The sequence below is a fragment of the Exiguobacterium sp. TNDT2 genome, assembly GCF_003331145.1.
Lineage (GTDB): Bacteria > Bacillota > Bacilli > Exiguobacteriales > Exiguobacteriaceae > Exiguobacterium.
In genome coordinates this window covers 204,090-219,331 of record NZ_QLVE01000002.1, presented here as the reverse complement: position 1 = coordinate 219,331, position 15,242 = coordinate 204,090, and the positions used below count along the sequence as shown (strand labels likewise).

The 15,242-nt window shown below is 52.3% G+C and carries 21 protein-coding genes; 8 read left to right on the top strand and 13 right to left on the bottom strand.

The features are described 5' to 3' along the window. Positions 1-19: 19 nt before the first annotated feature. Positions 20-1,858 carry a ribosomal protection-like ABC-F family protein gene (gene abc-f, locus DPV68_RS02770; protein WP_114165308.1) on the bottom strand — a complete coding sequence of 613 codons (1,839 nt, stop codon included), beginning with the start codon at positions 1,856-1,858 and terminating at the stop codon, positions 20-22. A gap of 327 nt (positions 1,859-2,185) precedes the next feature. On the opposite strand from abc-f, the gene DPV68_RS02765 reads away from it, so the two are divergent. Beyond that, on the top strand, positions 2,186-3,103 hold the full coding sequence (locus DPV68_RS02765; protein ID WP_114165307.1) for a DMT family transporter: 918 nt from the start codon (positions 2,186-2,188) through the stop codon (positions 3,101-3,103). Between the two features lie 37 nt (positions 3,104-3,140). On the opposite strand, the gene DPV68_RS02760 is transcribed toward DPV68_RS02765, so the two are convergent. From DPV68_RS02760 to DPV68_RS02740, 5 genes are all read right to left on the bottom strand, one after another. Then, positions 3,141-3,326: a hypothetical protein gene (locus tag DPV68_RS02760; RefSeq protein ID WP_114165306.1), complete on the bottom strand. Its 186-nt coding sequence runs from the start codon at positions 3,324-3,326 to the stop codon at positions 3,141-3,143. Positions 3,327-3,341: 15 nt separating this feature from the next. Further along, the gene (locus DPV68_RS02755) at positions 3,342-4,253 is read right to left on the bottom strand and encodes a Gfo/Idh/MocA family protein (protein ID WP_114165305.1); all 912 of its coding nucleotides are present in this window, start codon (positions 4,251-4,253) and stop codon (positions 3,342-3,344) included. An 84-nt stretch (positions 4,254-4,337) separates the two neighbouring features. After that, positions 4,338-5,045, bottom strand: coding sequence for an anti-sigma factor (locus tag DPV68_RS02750; protein WP_114165304.1), 708 nt, complete (start codon positions 5,043-5,045; stop codon positions 4,338-4,340). Then, positions 5,042-5,602 carry an RNA polymerase sigma factor gene (locus DPV68_RS02745; protein ID WP_114165303.1) on the bottom strand — a complete coding sequence of 187 codons (561 nt, stop codon included), beginning with the start codon at positions 5,600-5,602 and terminating at the stop codon, positions 5,042-5,044. Before DPV68_RS02745 ends, DPV68_RS02750 begins: the two co-directional genes overlap by 4 nt. A 115-nt stretch (positions 5,603-5,717) precedes the next feature. After that, positions 5,718-5,969, bottom strand: coding sequence for a hypothetical protein (locus DPV68_RS02740; RefSeq protein ID WP_198662224.1), 252 nt, complete (start codon positions 5,967-5,969; stop codon positions 5,718-5,720). Positions 5,970-6,033: 64 nt separating this feature from the next. Between DPV68_RS02740 and DPV68_RS02735 the strand changes: the two genes are divergently transcribed. Continuing rightward, positions 6,034-6,822 carry an HAD family hydrolase gene (locus tag DPV68_RS02735; protein WP_157964131.1) on the top strand — a complete coding sequence of 263 codons (789 nt, stop codon included), beginning with the start codon at positions 6,034-6,036 and terminating at the stop codon, positions 6,820-6,822. Between the two features lie 6 nt (positions 6,823-6,828). Here the strand turns inward: DPV68_RS02735 and DPV68_RS02730 are convergent, their stop codons facing one another. Beyond that, entirely contained in the window at positions 6,829-7,149 is a 321-nt protein-coding gene (locus tag DPV68_RS02730; protein WP_157964130.1) for an RNA polymerase sigma factor, read from the bottom strand. Between the two features lie 118 nt (positions 7,150-7,267). After that, on the bottom strand, positions 7,268-7,483 hold the full coding sequence (locus DPV68_RS02725; protein WP_232819462.1) for a hypothetical protein: 216 nt from the start codon (positions 7,481-7,483) through the stop codon (positions 7,268-7,270). A gap of 128 nt (positions 7,484-7,611) precedes the next feature. On the opposite strand from DPV68_RS02725, the gene DPV68_RS02720 reads away from it, so the two are divergent. The 4 genes from DPV68_RS02720 to DPV68_RS02705 all read left to right on the top strand — a co-directional run bounded on the left by DPV68_RS02720 (position 7,612) and on the right by DPV68_RS02705 (position 10,098). Beyond that, positions 7,612-7,845: a hypothetical protein gene (locus DPV68_RS02720; protein ID WP_114165299.1), complete on the top strand. Its 234-nt coding sequence runs from the start codon at positions 7,612-7,614 to the stop codon at positions 7,843-7,845. Then, a complete protein-coding gene (locus DPV68_RS02715) occupies positions 7,842-8,042 on the top strand; it encodes a helix-hairpin-helix domain-containing protein (RefSeq protein WP_114165298.1) in 201 nt (66 codons plus the stop codon). The genes DPV68_RS02720 and DPV68_RS02715 overlap by 4 nt, the downstream gene beginning before the upstream one ends. Positions 8,043-8,196: 154 nt before the next feature. After that, positions 8,197-9,657, top strand: coding sequence for a UDP-N-acetylmuramoyl-L-alanyl-D-glutamate--2,6-diaminopimelate ligase (locus DPV68_RS02710; RefSeq protein ID WP_114165297.1), 1,461 nt, complete (start codon positions 8,197-8,199; stop codon positions 9,655-9,657). 96 nt (positions 9,658-9,753) lie between these two features. Then, positions 9,754-10,098, top strand: a complete 345-nt coding sequence (locus DPV68_RS02705) for a YflT domain-containing protein (RefSeq protein WP_114165296.1) — start codon at positions 9,754-9,756, stop codon at positions 10,096-10,098. A gap of 60 nt (positions 10,099-10,158) precedes the next feature. Here DPV68_RS02705 and DPV68_RS02700 read toward each other — a convergent pair whose 3' ends face one another. Next, complete coding sequence (locus DPV68_RS02700; protein ID WP_114165295.1) at positions 10,159-11,154, bottom strand: MDR family oxidoreductase; 996 nt, start codon at positions 11,152-11,154, stop codon at positions 10,159-10,161. 146 nt (positions 11,155-11,300) lie between these two features. Here DPV68_RS02700 and DPV68_RS02695 point away from each other — a divergent pair, with 146 nt between their 5' ends. Then, positions 11,301-11,732: a hypothetical protein gene (locus tag DPV68_RS02695; RefSeq protein WP_114165294.1), complete on the top strand. Its 432-nt coding sequence runs from the start codon at positions 11,301-11,303 to the stop codon at positions 11,730-11,732. Between the two features lie 19 nt (positions 11,733-11,751). Here DPV68_RS02695 and DPV68_RS02690 read toward each other — a convergent pair whose 3' ends face one another. The 4 genes from DPV68_RS02690 to DPV68_RS02675 form a co-directional block, all read right to left on the bottom strand. Further along, positions 11,752-11,958, bottom strand: coding sequence for a hypothetical protein (locus DPV68_RS02690; protein WP_034779520.1), 207 nt, complete (start codon positions 11,956-11,958; stop codon positions 11,752-11,754). 88 nt (positions 11,959-12,046) lie between these two features. After that, entirely contained in the window at positions 12,047-12,751 is a 705-nt protein-coding gene (locus DPV68_RS02685; protein ID WP_114165293.1) for an SDR family NAD(P)-dependent oxidoreductase, read from the bottom strand. Between the two features lie 11 nt (positions 12,752-12,762). Continuing rightward, entirely contained in the window at positions 12,763-13,149 is a 387-nt protein-coding gene (locus DPV68_RS02680; protein WP_114165292.1) for a GNAT family N-acetyltransferase, read from the bottom strand. After that, positions 13,149-14,162, bottom strand: coding sequence for a serine hydrolase domain-containing protein (locus DPV68_RS02675; RefSeq protein ID WP_114165291.1), 1,014 nt, complete (start codon positions 14,160-14,162; stop codon positions 13,149-13,151). Before DPV68_RS02675 ends, DPV68_RS02680 begins: the two co-directional genes overlap by 1 nt. A 152-nt stretch (positions 14,163-14,314) precedes the next feature. Here DPV68_RS02675 and DPV68_RS02670 point away from each other — a divergent pair, with 152 nt between their 5' ends. Then, the gene (locus DPV68_RS02670) at positions 14,315-15,217 is read left to right on the top strand and encodes a sensor domain-containing diguanylate cyclase (protein WP_198662223.1); all 903 of its coding nucleotides are present in this window, start codon (positions 14,315-14,317) and stop codon (positions 15,215-15,217) included. Positions 15,218-15,242 lie beyond the last annotated feature (25 nt).

Genomic DNA, 15,242 nt, shown 5'->3' with positions numbered 1-15,242 from the left:
GCGGACGCCGTTTTTTTGGTTACATCGATTCGAGCAACTGGTTCAACAACGTGTCGATGTCTGCTTGGAGCGCATCGGCTTGTTGCTGCAACGTCATTAATTCTTCTAAATCGTTCGTCTCATTCATTTGGTACAGGAGGGCTTGATGTGATGCTTCGAGCTCGGTCAGGCGAGCTTCGTCAACTGAAGTGTCGCGAGTCGTTTCTTGCTTCGGTTTCACGAGTTTCGGTTTAGGAACGGCGACCTCTGTGTTCATTTCATGTTGCCGTTTCTCGAGCACATACGACACGTTTCCCGGGAAACGTGCCGCTGTCCCATCAAGCCAATAGGTGACCGGGAACAGCTTGTTCAAGAAGTAGCGGTCGTGTGAGACGGCGACGAGCGTTCCGGTAAAGCGGTCGAGTGCGTCTTCGAGTGCCTCACGCGCTTCGATATCGAGATGGTTCGTCGGTTCGTCTAACACGAGCACGTTGATATCCTCGTGCATAAGAATGGCGAGCATGAGGCGCATCTTCTCGCCACCGCTCAAATCTTTGACCGGTTTGAAGACGCTCGCGCCATAGAAGAGGAACTGGGCCAGCAGTTGACGGGCCTTTCCTTCATCGACGGCGATGCGGTCACGGAACGCCTCGATGAGCCGATGGGAGTCATCGAAGTCGATGTATTGGGACAAGTATCCGATTTGGGCCCGTTCTGCTCGTCGCACAGTGCCCGAGGCCGGTTCGAGGTAACCGAGCAATACTTTCAACAAGGTCGACTTGCCGCTCCCATTCGGACCGACGATGGCGATGCGCTCGCCATGACCGGCGTAGAACGAGACGTGTTCGAAGACGGTCCGGTCGTAAGTGACGGTCACGTCGGTCGCCTCGAACACATCGCGTCCGGTCCGCCCGTTCGCTGTGAACTGGATGTCCGGTTGCACGGCCTCGAGTCGTGGTTTTTTGATCGTCTCGATACGGGCGAGCGCTTTCTCCATCGACTTGGCACGCCGATAAAATTTCTCGTTCGGTGGATTGCCTTCGTTCGCCCACTGTCTTAGCTGTCGAATCGTTTCCTTCATCTTCTTGATTTTCTTCTGTTGCTCTGTGTAGGCGTGGAACTGATCGAGCAACCGTTTTTCTTTTTGGGCGACGAATGCGCTATAGTTCCCATCGAAACTAGCCAACTCCCCATCCTCACATTCGACGATGCGCGTGGCGACGGCATCGAGAAACACACGGTCGTGCGAGACGAGGAGAAGCGTGGACGGACTGTCACGAAGGAACGACTCGAGCCAAGTCATCGCTTCTAAATCGAGATGGTTCGTCGGTTCATCTAAGATGAGCAGTTCTGGTTCTTGAAGCAATGCCAAGGCGAGCCCGACTTTTGTCTGTTCGCCACCGCTAAGTGTATCGAATGGGCGGTCGATGAAACTTGTGAGGCGTAATCCATCGATCATCGCACTCACTTTCGAATCGATGGCATACCCGCCACCGCTTTCATAGCGCATCTGCAAGGCGCCGTACGTCTCGAGCAGCGCGTCGATGTCGTCACTTGAAATCATCTGTTCCTCGAGTCGTCGCATCTCGTCACCGAGTCTCGTTAACTCGGCGAACGCCGTATAGAGCACGTCTCGACCTGACTTACCGGGATGGGCGGGAATCTGGGCCAAATAGCCGATCGTCAGCCGTTGTTTTCGATAGATTGTTCCTTCATCTGGGGACTCGGTACCGACGATGAGGCGCAAGAGCGTTGTCTTGCCGCTCCCGTTCCGTCCGACGAGCCCGATGCGTTCGCCGGCGTTTACGTGAAGATTGGCATCAGTCAAGACGGCGTGGCCGCCAAATTGTTTTTGAATATGTTGTAACTCGATGAACATGAGTGGTTCCTCCTCAAGTAGAGGCCTATCAAAAAAAACCGAGCGCAAAGAAGCGCTCGGCAAGAAAGAGAGGCGCTTTGTCGTATTTCAGCAATGTCTAAAAAAGGACAAACGGGTCCTATGGTTACGCGACATCGTGAAAAATCGCACGCAAAATGTACAAATGTTCTGTTGACCAATGCGTACGTCCGACAAAGTTCACCTTTCTCCCTCCTTTCCATTATCATTATGGTAAGTGTAAGCGATTTCGGTCGGTTCGGCAACTGGGGATACAGGAATATCAAGGATTGATGTCGTATTGTTTAGACATCAGAGAGGAGGGACGCTATGCGCAAGGAATGGTTAGGTGCCATCAGTTTAACGCTCGCCGCCAGCATTTGGGGCGGGATGTACGTCGTCAGTAAGTATGCGCTCGGCTATATCGAGCCGTTCACGCTCGTCTGGATGCGTTACGCCGTCGCTTTTGTCATCCTGTTTATAATGTGGTGGACGTTCGGTCGCGAGCGGATTGCCAGGGGCGACTGGAAGTGGATCGCGCTCGTCGGAGTCGTCGGCTATGTCGCCTCGATTTCATTTCAATTCATCGGCACGAAACTATCCGACGCCCATACGGGATCGCTCGTCACGGCGGCGACACCGGCGTTCATGGTAATTTTTGCCCGAGTCATCTTGAAAGAGCGGCTCACACCTGTCAAAATCGGGTCACTCCTTTTGGCGACGCTCGGGGTCATCATCGTCGTCGGTTGGCACGTCGAAGGAACGTATTTCATCGGTAGCCTCGTCTTGGTCGGTGCCGCCATCACGTGGGCGCTCATGTCCATCTATGTGAAAATCGCTTCCGCGACGATGTCGTCGTTGACGATCACGACGTTCGCCATCGGCATCGCCTTCGTGTTGATGACGCCGCTCATGGGGATGGAAGTGGTCGCATCCGGTCTTCCGAATATGACCATGGTGCTTTGGCTCAGCGTGTTATACGTCGGCATCATCTCGACAGCCGGGGCGTTCTTCTTTTGGAACAAAGGACTCGAACTCATGGATGCGAGCGTCGGTTCGCTGTTCTTCTTTTTCCAACCGCTCGTCGGAGGTTATCTCGGTTGGCTCGTCCTCGACGAACGGCTCGACCGCAACTTCTTCATCGGTGCCGCCTGCATCATCACGGCGGTCACCTGGTCGACACTCGCCGAACGACGGCAAAAACGGATAAGTGACGCAAGACTCGCCTCAGAACAGCATATCCTATAAGTGAAGACGGTCGACCCGATAAGGGCCGACCGTCTTTTCAAAATCCGTGATGATCGAGTTTGTCCTCGTCACGCTTCATCTCGAGCTCGAGCCGCTGGATGGCGAGCTTTTCTTGTTCGACTTTGAGCCGCAGCTCCTCGACACGAACCTTTTGCCTCTTGTTGAAGCTGTCCGCGGCGATGGACACGACGACGATGACCATGATGTAGAAAAAGAAATCCATTTGATACGCCTCCTTTTAGTGTGAGCCGAACAAATCCGTCACTAGCTGTTGTGTGAGGAGCGCCTCACGCCCATCCGTCAGGATAGCTGTATCCTCGGTCACTGCCGAGACGAAGTGGTCGATCGCTCCTTGGAACCCGCGTTGGGTCAGGAGCGTGTCCCATGACCCGAACGTCTTTGTCGAATGGGCGCCGTTCTCGAAGCGCTGAAGCGTCACCATCTCGTCGACCGTCATGCGAAGTCCGTCCCGGATGGCGCTCAGCCCTTCGTGATTCGTCCCGGCCTTGCGGTGCATTGACGTCGTGTGCAGTCCGTGCTCGTCTCGCCAAACGTGACGTGCGAAATGGAGACCGTTCGCTTCGGTCTTCTCCAAATGCCCTGTGACCAGGCGCAACTCGCTTCCAGCGAAGTACCGGAGTGTGTCGACGACATGCAAATAGTCATCGAGCAACGTGAACTGATAGTCGTGGCCACGCAATTCGTCCCCGCGATGCTTGACGAAGTCGAGCGTGTGGAACGGGGCTGCTTCTTTCACGTGCTGATACATCGGGGCGAAGCGGCGATTGAAGCCGACCATGAGCTTTCGGTTCGTCTGCTCGGCCAGCTCGACGAGACGTTCTGCCTGTTCAATCGTCGCGGCTAGTGGTTTATCGACATACACATCGATACCGTGTGCGAGCAGATAGGAGACGACGTCGAAATGCGTCTCGGTCGAACTGTGAACGAAGGCCGCATCGACGGAAGACGCGAGCTCGGGAAGTCCTGTGAACGACTCCATCCGATGGGCCCGACAAATCGCGTCGCGTTTGGCGACGGTCGGAGAATAGGCACCAATCAGTTCGAATGATGTGCTGTTCGATAAGATCGGCAAGTACGCTTTCTGGGCGATGCCGCCGAGACCGACGACACCGATTTTAGGCTGACGCATATGTACCACTCCTTTTCTATCATCATAAGGAAAAAAAGACCAGATGACACGTACGCGTGGCGCGTCACGTCCTCTGGTCTCTTCTTATAAACTGGCACTGAGGACGATCTCGCCAACGGGCGCCGTGTTGCCCCGTTCCGGTTCTTTCGTGACAGCGACCGTATCCCAATCTGTCTCCGATTCGGTCGAATCGAGTGGATAGATGACCGTCCCGTTGCCTTTGTCGTCGGTGACGAAGGCACCAGTCGGAATCGGTGAGCCGTCCTTCAAGAGCCAAACTTGATATACTTCGTTCGCTTCGAGGGGGGCGAGTCCGTTCGTCTGGACGATGAGCTGGCGCTGACCATCCTGTTCGGCCAGGTAAGCGACGCCTTCCGATTCGCCTTCGAGCGGTACCGTCTCGGTCAAGGCGATGCCGCTCGGGTCATCTTGGTTCAATAGCAGATAGCCGTTCCCGATCAAGGAGAGCATGAGTGTGGCCGCGAGGGCGAGCGCTCCCCATGGCGTCTTCTGGTTCTTCTTCGTAGCAGTGAACGGTGTGATCGGGGTCGGCTCGACTTTCTTAGGCTTTGGCTCGTCTTCAGCGAACACGTTGTCGAGGATGCGTGCCTTCATCCCGCTTGGTGGTTCAGCCGGTTCAGAGAGGAACGCGACGCCGCCGACGAGGGCCTCGAGTTGTTCGAGCTCTTCTTGACATGTTTGACATGTCGCGAGATGCGCTTCAAACTGGATGCGTTCGTCTTCTGTCAAATGCTGGTTGAAATAATCAATCAATTGGTCACAAGCGTTCATCGTTCCACCTCCTTATCGATTAAATCATGGGATAGATGCCTTCGTAACTGTTTCAACGCTAATCGAATCCTTCCTTTTACAGTACCGAGCGGGATGCCGCACGCATCGGCGATTTTTTGTTGGCTGAGCCCTTGGAAATACATGAGACGGACGACTTGTTGTTGCTCGACCGGAAGCTCGGCCATCGCCGTCTCGATTTGCGTTCGCTCTTCTTGCCATTCGACCTCGGTTTCGACGGACGGGGCCGGTGACGGGATGGCTTCCGCATAAGACTCATCAAGTTGCAGGTCGGGTTTTCGTTTGCGAATCAAGTCGATCGTGACGTGACGGCTCATCGTGAACAGCCACGATTTGAATTTTCCTTTTGTCTCATCATATACGCCGCCACCGCGCCACAGCTTAATGAATACTTCCTGCATCGCTTCTTCGGCGAGGTCGCGGTCTTTCGTCAACTGCATGACAAAGGCATACAGGATTCGTTCATAGCGATCATAAAGTGCCTCGAGCGCTTGTTTGTCTTTTTGCCTGACGCGCTCGTACAATTCAATATCAGTCATGGCTGTCTCCTTTATCCATAAGGGAATCCCTTGTATTGATCTAACGGATGAAACCGTGAAATGGATGCCTGTTTGACGTGACTATTTTGTGAACGGTCGTTATGTAGTCCCGTGTTTAACGGGAGCATGTCGACGTCGCGTCGCCGAGTCGGTGAAAGAGTTTCAAATTCAAGGCACTGAGCAATTGATGCGTCACGTAACTGGATAGCGTCGCCATGAGGAGCGTGACGAGAAGTGCGGGCCCGGTCGAGAGCCATTGTTGCCAGACCGGATACGTTCGTATCCCGAACAAAAAAGCGAAGACGAGGCCGAACCCGATCACGATTCCGCTATACTGACAATAGTAGCGGCTGAACCAATTTTTCATCATGTCACGTCCTTTCTCTCTTTCACTATACGAGAAGGGGTATGGCGACACAAGGAGGATGACGATGAGACGATTTACAAAGGAAGGTCGGACACTCGTCTGTTTTGATTTCGACGAGACGTACTTCCCGCATGCTTGTTCCGCAAAGCAGTTGGAGCACTTGCGGCAACTCGAAGATTTTCTCGATATGTACTCACATCGCTTATCGACGATGTGGGTGACGGGGAGTTCGCTCGAGACGATTATGGAGAAAGTGAAGCGGGCCGAGATGCGTTACTTCCCACATCGAATCGCGGCGAGTCTCGGGACAGAGCTGTATCAAGTGACGGCGTCCGGACAACTGGAGCTTGATCCCGGTTATTCGTCACGGTTTCCCGATGATTTTTCAGACCGCGTCACCCAAGTCGTCGACAGGCTAGGGCGAACGCTTGCGATTGAACCGCAAGCAAATCTCGGGACGAGTGCTTGGATGCACAATTATTATTACTTCGGCGAGAGCGAGAACGAGCTCGAGCACATTCGTTCGAGTGCTGGTGACTTCGGGATCGCCGTCAACGTCAGTCGTTGCAATCCGCTCGCCGGGGATCCGGCAGATGCCTACGATATCGATTTCATCCCACAAGGAGCGGGGAAAATCGCTGCTGTCGACTACGTGTGCGACCGATATCCGTTTCAGACCGAGCACGCCTACGCATTCGGTGACAGTGGGAACGATTTAGGAATGTTGCGATATGTTGGCAACGGCTACGTACTTGGCAACGGGACGGAAGAAGCCAAACGAGAACATGGTCGTGTCACCGAGGGCATGTATGCGGATGGAATCTTAGAAGTGTTACACCGAGCGATACGATAGACGGACTTACGCATTGGCGACTAGACGTAGCGCTGCGGTCTCCACCCGCTCAAACAAATGCGTTTTCAGCCGGTGTTTCGTCAAATCGAGCGGCAGACGACGTTTCCAAAGCTCGGTGAACACTTCAGATAGGACGGCCTCGGCCAAGTCGGCTCGCGTCGTCAAGCGGAGGGCGATTGAATATAAGATACGCTCATAGCGGTCGTAAAGTAGCTCGAACGCAGAAGTGTCGCGGTTTACATGCGTGCGTATAAATCGTGATCGGATATGAATGACATGGTAGATTCCTTCAGAATGAGACTGTCTCGTGGCTTGACTAGCGGGCAAATGACGTAACCTTCTTATTTCACTTATGGGGTGAACGTAAACGGCTACTTTCCGAGTCGAGCACATTCAAAAACACCCAACGTTACGCTGATGTGCGGTCGGTCGGGTGTTTTTGCGGTTAAAACGCCGTATAACAGTGAGGGCATGTCTGTGTGTTCCCACCGGACCGTTTGAACGTTTTCTTGCAGTTTGGACAAGTGACGGTCTCACTGTCTGTCCCAAAAAGACTGCCGCGGTTGAATAAGATATTTCTTAAATTCGGTAAGGCTTTGGCGGCATAAATCATGGAGATGAATAAGACGATGGCCAAAACGGCCAACATGACGTACGTCATAACGAGCGTACCCCCTTCGCAAAACAGTTGTTTCTTCTAGCATACGGCAAATTGCTCAAACGTACACCTTCAAACTGTAATTACGAACAAACGTTCTGTATAATAAAGGTACAAAGGAGGGAAATCAGATGAGGCAAGAAGTCATGCGGTGGATGCGAAACGGACGAGTCGTAGAAATGGTGTATATGGATCGAAACGGGGTCATTTCAAAGCGACGCGTCAAACTGATGAAGTTTCAAGGCGATCGACTCGTCGCCTGGGATGTGAAAAAACAGGCTCGTCGGACGTTTTGTATGGACCGTGTCCTCGCCTGTCTTCCGACGATCGAACGAGATTCAAAACGAGAGAAGGGAATCGGATGATCCCACTTCCGAAGTGTTCGGCACCGGCCGAACGGGCGCTCAAGGCCGCCAATATCGATACGCTCGAACAGTTGGCCACCTATACGAAGCAAGAGGTTTCGGCGCTGCACGGGGTTGGACCGAATGTGCTGCTAGTTTTAGAATCTGCTCTTCATGAGCAAGGACTTCGGTTCACCGACAGCGAAATACATTCCTAGTCCCGTTCTGGGCTAGGATTTTTTGGTTGGACGATTGTATCGCTCGTAAAAAGGGAAGTAATATATTTGTCATCTCCATTACCGCCTAATATCGAGTACCATGACGATAAGGTTTGCGAACCTAGCAACACCCATGAGAAAGGGAGTACACAGCATGAGGACGAAACGTTTATCCGCCATTCTAGGAAATGAGATGGATGACATCGAACGCGATCCATGGGTGACCGGAATTGAGACAGATTCCAGAAAGGTCAGTCCAGGGAATCTATTTATCTGTATCCGCGGCTATACGGTGGACGGACATGAATTCGCTGAGGATGCCGTCTCCAAAGGCGCGGTTGCTGTCATCTCGGAATACCCGCTCGATCTTGAGGTGCCGAATCTTGTCGTTACGGACACGAAGTGGACAGCCGGCGTGGTGGCCAGTGCTTTTTATGACCATCCCTCACATCGGATGCGCATTTATGGTGTCACGGGTACGAACGGGAAGACGACGACTGCGACATTGACATATGATTTATTTCGTCTGTCCGGCCGACCGGTCGGGATTGTCAGTACAATCGGAGCACGTTATAAAGATCAAACATTAAAAACACCAAACACGACGCCGGAAGCCGTCGTCTTACATCGTATCTTGGCCGAAATGGCGGATGCCGGCGTGACCGACTGTGTCGTCGAAGTCTCCTCGCATGCGATGATGGAAGGGCGTGTTGAAGGCGTCCGATTTCATGCGGCGGCGTTCACGAACTTGACGCATGACCACTTGGATTACCATCGTTCAATGGACGAGTACGCCCGGGCCAAAGCCCGATTATTCGAACAAGTCGAAACGACGGACGGGGACGCCATTATCTTGAACGCTGAAGACCCGGCCAGTAAGACGATGGCCGCCTTTGCTCCGACCCGTCGGCGCATCATGTATAGCACGCATGCGGACGTACCGGCTGAAATTCAAGTCATCTGGCATGACCAGACGGTCGTCGTCAAAATGAACGCCCTGACGATTGAGGCGCCAGTACATTTCATGGGCGCATTCAATGCCGCCAACTTGGCCGCGGCCATCGGTCTCGTCTCGACGTCGGAACTGATGTTGCGTTCGATTATCGCCAATGTGCCGGGACTCACGCTTCCGAAAGGGCGCCTCGAACGACTCGATACAGAGGACGCCGAGATTTATATCGACTACGCCCATACACCGGACGGGCTTGAAAAGTGTCTGTCGACGCTTCAGCAAGGCGAGCAGGAGCTTGTTGTTGTCTTGAGCGCGGCCGGAGACCGAGATCCGACCAAACGGGCGGAGATGGGCCGCATTGCGAGTCGCTATTCGGACGATTTGATTGTGACGGTGCATGACGTGCGGACAGAAGACCCGAGGCATATCATCGACGGGTTGCTCGAAGGCATCGATGCGCACACGCATTACGTGACGTTCGAGGAACGACGGGACGCCCTGCGCCACGCGGCGCAACAAGCGCTCGTCGGCAAACGGATCGTCGTCGTCGGAAAAGGACATGATCATGTCGAACGCGTCGGCCGAGAGTCGATTCCGTTCAATGAATCGGACATTTTGCTCGATGAATTAAAAAAATTAAAAGGTCAAGAACCGGCCGTTTAACGAAACGATGACAGCTGTCATCGTTTTTTAATGTGTAAATTTTGAAAAAGAAGGTAATTACTCTTACTGTAATGCTATCGAAGGAGGAGAACAGACATGTCAGTTTTGTATAAAGAGTTTACAAATGATGAAGAAGTCGTGACCGCCATTCAATCGATGAAAGCGAAGGGGATTGAGGACAAGCACATTTATGTCATCACCCATGATGATGATCGGACCGACCGTGTGGCCGATAACGCCGACGCGAATACGGTATCGGCATCAGATGTCGGCCTGGGGACGGCCACGAAAAACTTGTTCCGCAAAAAAGGCGATGAGCTTCGGGCTCAGTTCGAGCAACTCGGTTTCTCATCGACTGAAGCGGACCAACTTGAGAAAAAATTAGACCAAGGCAAGGTGATCGTCGTCGTCAAAGACGCACCAGCCGGATTCACTCTATAAGTCCACCACCATGGAGAATACAGAGACAGGGCTGAATCGATGGATTCAGCCCTGTTTATTTTAGTCGTGGATGCGGACGACGGTCCGGCCGCTCAGTTCACCGCGCATCATCGCCTCGGCTTGCCGAGGGACGTCATGCAACGGAATCTCATGAATCATATGATTGAGCACGTTCGAATCGAGTAGCTCCTCTAGTCGTTCCCACGCCTTCAGACGCCGTGCGATTGGTTGCATGACCGAGTCGATGCCGATGAGCCGGACGCCCCGTAAGATGAACGGATAGACGGTCGTATGGAGCTCATGGCCACCGGCAAGCCCGCATGCGACGACCGTCCCTTCGTAGCGCGTTCGGCTGAGGACGTTACCGAGTGTCTCGCCTCCGACCGAGTCGATGGCAGCATCAAATTTTTGTTCGTCGAGCGGACGACCTGGTCCTTCAAGCTGACTTCGAGGAATCACGTTTTCGATACCGAGGTCACGCAAATACGCCGGGTCTTGTTTGCCGGTCGAGGCGATGACGTGGTAGCCGAGTTTGTGGAGCAAAGCGATGGCAAAACTGCCGACTCCCCCGGAGGCACCGGTCACGAGTACTTCTTGACCGGGATGCATGCCCTCGTGTTCGAGCGCTTCGACAGCGAACATGGCGGTAAGTCCTGGCGTTCCGATCGTCATTGCATCTCGCAGCGTCATGCCTTTCGGTAGTTTGATGAGCCAATTACCAGGGACTTGAGCGTAACGGCTGAAGCCACCGAAATGTCGTTCGCCGATGCCGAAACCGGTGGCGATGACTTCATCGCCGGCTTTGAAGTCGAGATGGTCGGATTCAACGACTTTGCCGACGAACTCGCACCCGGGGATGAACGGGTAATGACTGACGATTTTGCCGGACCCGGTCAACCCGAGAGCGTCTTTATAGTTGAGCGCCGAATAATGTACCTCGACGAGGACGTTACCGTCTTCTTCTTTTGGAAGCGCGTCGAGTTTGACGTCCGTCACCTTGGCGTGGAGACGGTCATCCGTCTTGTCGAGGACGAGTGCTTGAAATGATTCGTTCATGGTCAATTGGCCCCTTTCACTGATCCGTATTCTATTCCTTTGTTATGATTCCCTACCAGCCAAAATATATACACGAATGTTTCGTTCTAACGGGGAGTGGAATGGTACAATGAAAGAGATTCAACTAGAGTGAGGAGGAATGAAGCATGCGGCACGACGACTATGAGTTTGATGAAGAAGTAGAAGAAGGCGAATTGTTTAACGTATACGACATTCTGCCACCGGATGGTACCATTCTTGAGATGGCTACGGCTGAAGAGATGGTCCGTGCGGCGGAGCTCGAGGCGACACATAATGCGCTCGAGCGAATCCAAGACTCAAACTTTCAGTTGTCAGGGGTAACCTTTAAAGAGTTGCTGGCAGAGTTCGAGCGATACGAGCAAGAATCGATGGAATTCTGGACAGGCGTTTATAGCCGATTGCGCATTCCATGGGCATGGACGATTCGAATCGATGTGGCCAACGGTCCGATTCACGTCGTCAATGACCGCGACATCTTTATCGATGAAGCGGACTTCGAAGAGTATGATTTCGAGGAATATGCGGATGATGATTACGAAGAAGAAGACAATCGATGAATCCAAAAACGTCTTTCCCTCATTCGGGGAAAGACGTTTTTTTGCTGTCGAGGAGAGCAACACGGATGCGCGTTACTTCTGTCGCTCCGAACCAAAGTCCGACACTGCATAAGATGGCGACGCCACTCACCATCGCTCCGACAATCGCCGTGTCCCCGATCATCGTGAACGACAATCCGAGACTGAACAAGCCGAAAAATAATAATCCTCCTGCAATCGTCTTCATGACTTAGTCACCCTTTCTCATTTCATCTGTCTCTAGTGTAGGCGGTTGAGCCTAAAAAGGGTGACTGAATTTTATACCAGGTTAAAAATCAGTCTAGGTCATACACCGAATACGTCTTGCCATTCTCGAACGGCTTGTCTAGCAAGTGTTCCGCCAAGATGCGGGCGACCGTCTCAGGGGTGCGCAATCGGCCCTCCGTCACGTAGGAACGGAACTGTTCCACGTCACGGAACGCGTCTTCTGACGAGGTACGAATGGTTGCTTGCATCGCGGTGTCCATGACGCCTGGATTGAACAAGGCGACCTTATCATCCGTATCAGTCAACTCAAGTGCGACCGTCTCGGTGAAATGATCGAGACCGGCTTTCGTCGCACAATAGGCACTCCAGCCCGAGATGGGGCGCTTGGCGGCCCCAGAGGTCACATGGATGAGCGAGACGGGCAGGTCGTATGCGAGCACCGCGTTTGTCAAGAGCATCGGGGCGAGCAGGTTGGCTTGGACGTGGGCGATGAGCTGCACGTCATCCAGTTGGCCAGCGCGGTGAATCGGCTCAATCAAGGCCGCGTTTTGCACGACGAGTAAGGACGTCGCCGTTTCGATGAGCGGCTTCATCTGTTCGAGCGCGGCCAGCGTGCTTGTTGGATCAGCTAAGTCGACCTTGACGTGACGAAACGAGGCAGCGGTCGCCCGCGTTCGTGAAAAATTGACGACCTCGTAATCCCGCTTCAATAGTTCCTCGGCGATGGCACGGCCGAGACCGCGCGACGCACCGGTCACGATGGCTAGTTTCATGACAGCTCCTCCTATTCGTGAATTGTCTTCCGGTACCGGTAAAACGGACGGAAGTTCAGTTTTTCGTAATACGTGTGGGATGAAGCACTCGCGAGCATCTCAAGGCGCGTCTCAGGGTAGAGCGCATGGACGTGTGATAACAACCGCTCGCCAATCCCGAGGCGACGGTGCGAGGCCGCGATGAGCAGTTCGCACACGTACAGGCTCACGGTCGTGTCGGTCAATCCACGCAAGTAGGCGATCACCTGTCCTTCTGACTCGACGACATAGGCGACGTTCGATTGCCGCCACGCCTGTTTCGTCAATTCGTGTTGTCGGACAAGTTGACTCCAACCTTCCGCTTCATTTAACGCTTGAATCTGTTCAAAATCGGCTTCTTCATAAGGGCGAATGACCATCAAGCTTCACCTACTTTCATTTCAATGGATTTCATGAGGTCGAACGCACCGTCCGATTTGTTCGAACAGACGACCGAGATGATGTCTGTGGCCGGGTAGTAAGCAGAATGAAAACTGACGCCGGGATCATAGCCCATGGCATGATATTTGAACACGTGTCGATTCGCATCCAGTTGAATCCAAAGGCCGTATCCATAATGTCCGCCTGTTTCGTTCACTGGCACGTGAGGCGTGAAGAGCCGTGATGTCATCTCCTCCCCAAGCAGGCGATGACCGAGCAGGTTTCTCCAAAGTTTGGCCATATCTTGTGTCGTCACGAATGCGCCGCCGTCCGCGCCGCCTTTGACGGGAATCGAATAGTGGTTCGTCCGCCACGAGCCGTCCGCGCTGTCGATATACCCTAGCGCCGTGTTCCTCGGTAAAGCATCGAGGGAGAAGTACCCAGAATCGGTCATGTCGGCCGGTTTAAACACGAATCGTTCGATATAGTCCGTGAAGGTCAACCCACTCGCTTGTTCGACGATAAGGCCGAGCACAATATAGCCGGCGTTATTGTATTGAAACGCACCGCCGGCTTGTCGCATCGGCTCGTGCTGGAACATTGGGAGAAAGTCACGTAGCTGCCTGATATGATACATCGGACGCTGTCGCCACAATTCCTCAAAGTCGTCCATGACAGACTCGTCGAAATAGTCGGGGATGCCGGACGTGTGGGTGAGCAACTGTTCGACTGTCACACCAGGGTCAAATCGGGGGAAGTCGATGGCCAAACTCTCACAGAGTGTCGACGTAAACGCCAATTTTCCCTGTTCGACGAGCTGGCAGATGGCGATCGCTGTGAACAGCTTACAGCCCGAAGCGATGCCGAAGCGGGTCGACGTTTGATTTTCGATTTGTTCGGCCCGATTCGCGTAGCCTTGTTGAAGTTCGAACAGGATGTCGTTCTGTCGCATGACGAGCGCCGATCCAGAAAAAGTAGATGAGACTTTATAAGGTGACCAGTCAGGACTCATGGTTGACCTCCAACTTCTAATTTTCAAGTTTACACTTATCAATCAGTAAACTTTATGTTTAAACATTAACCTAAATAATGGAAAAGGTACAGGCGTCGTTTTGCTAACGTGATACGATAGAATAGTATGTTCAGATGGGGAGCGGGGAAAACATGGAACAATTTTGGTCAGGTTTATTAGTTGGATTGATTTTGGTACTCGTTGCGCAGAAAATACTTCAATCACGTAAAGAGGTGGACGGAGCGTTTACACATTTTGCTAACCACGTTAAAGATGTCATCTACATATTTGAAGTCAAACCGACGTTTCGTTTTCGTTACATAAGTCCTTCCCTTGATTTGTATTTAGGTGAAGGTGTTGTAGCGAAAAACTATGAAAATCCAGATGATTGTTTTCGTCGTATTCACCCAGATGATTATCAACTTCTCATGAATAAAGTATCAGGAAATATGAGTTATGATGAGCCTATCTCTCAACGTTGGCGTACGAATGATGGTCGTTACTTGAGCTTTGAAGAATACACGACCCCGATTTATAAAAATGGTGAGATTGTAGCTGTACAAGGAATCATTCGGAATGTGGAAGCTGCTGTAATGAAACGCGAGGAGTTGGAATATGAGAGCCGTCATGATGAACTCACTGGGGTTTTAAATCGACGCGCTTTTAACGAAGCGCTTGATTGTCTCTCTCAAAAAGCAATAGGACTGATTGTGATTGACTTGAACGACTTGAAGAAAATTAATGATAACCAAGGTCATTCAGCTGGTGATTTGTTACTTCAAAAAGTGGGATTCCTTTTGCAGGAGTTAAGCACAGATGTTTATCGTATTGGTGGCGACGAATTCGTTTTGTTAACGGACAACATGCAACAAGATGAGTTACTGAATTTGACGGCTCTAGTTAGAAACAAATTTGAAGTGAATCACGTCTCAGCCGCTGTCGGGGTAGCTTGGGAAGAGCGTTTAATAGATTTCACGAATTTATATAATCAAGCGGATCAAAACATGTATGAACAGAAGCGTAAATGTAAAACAAACAGACACACTCTCTGCTAAATGATATTAGCAAGGAGTGTGTCTG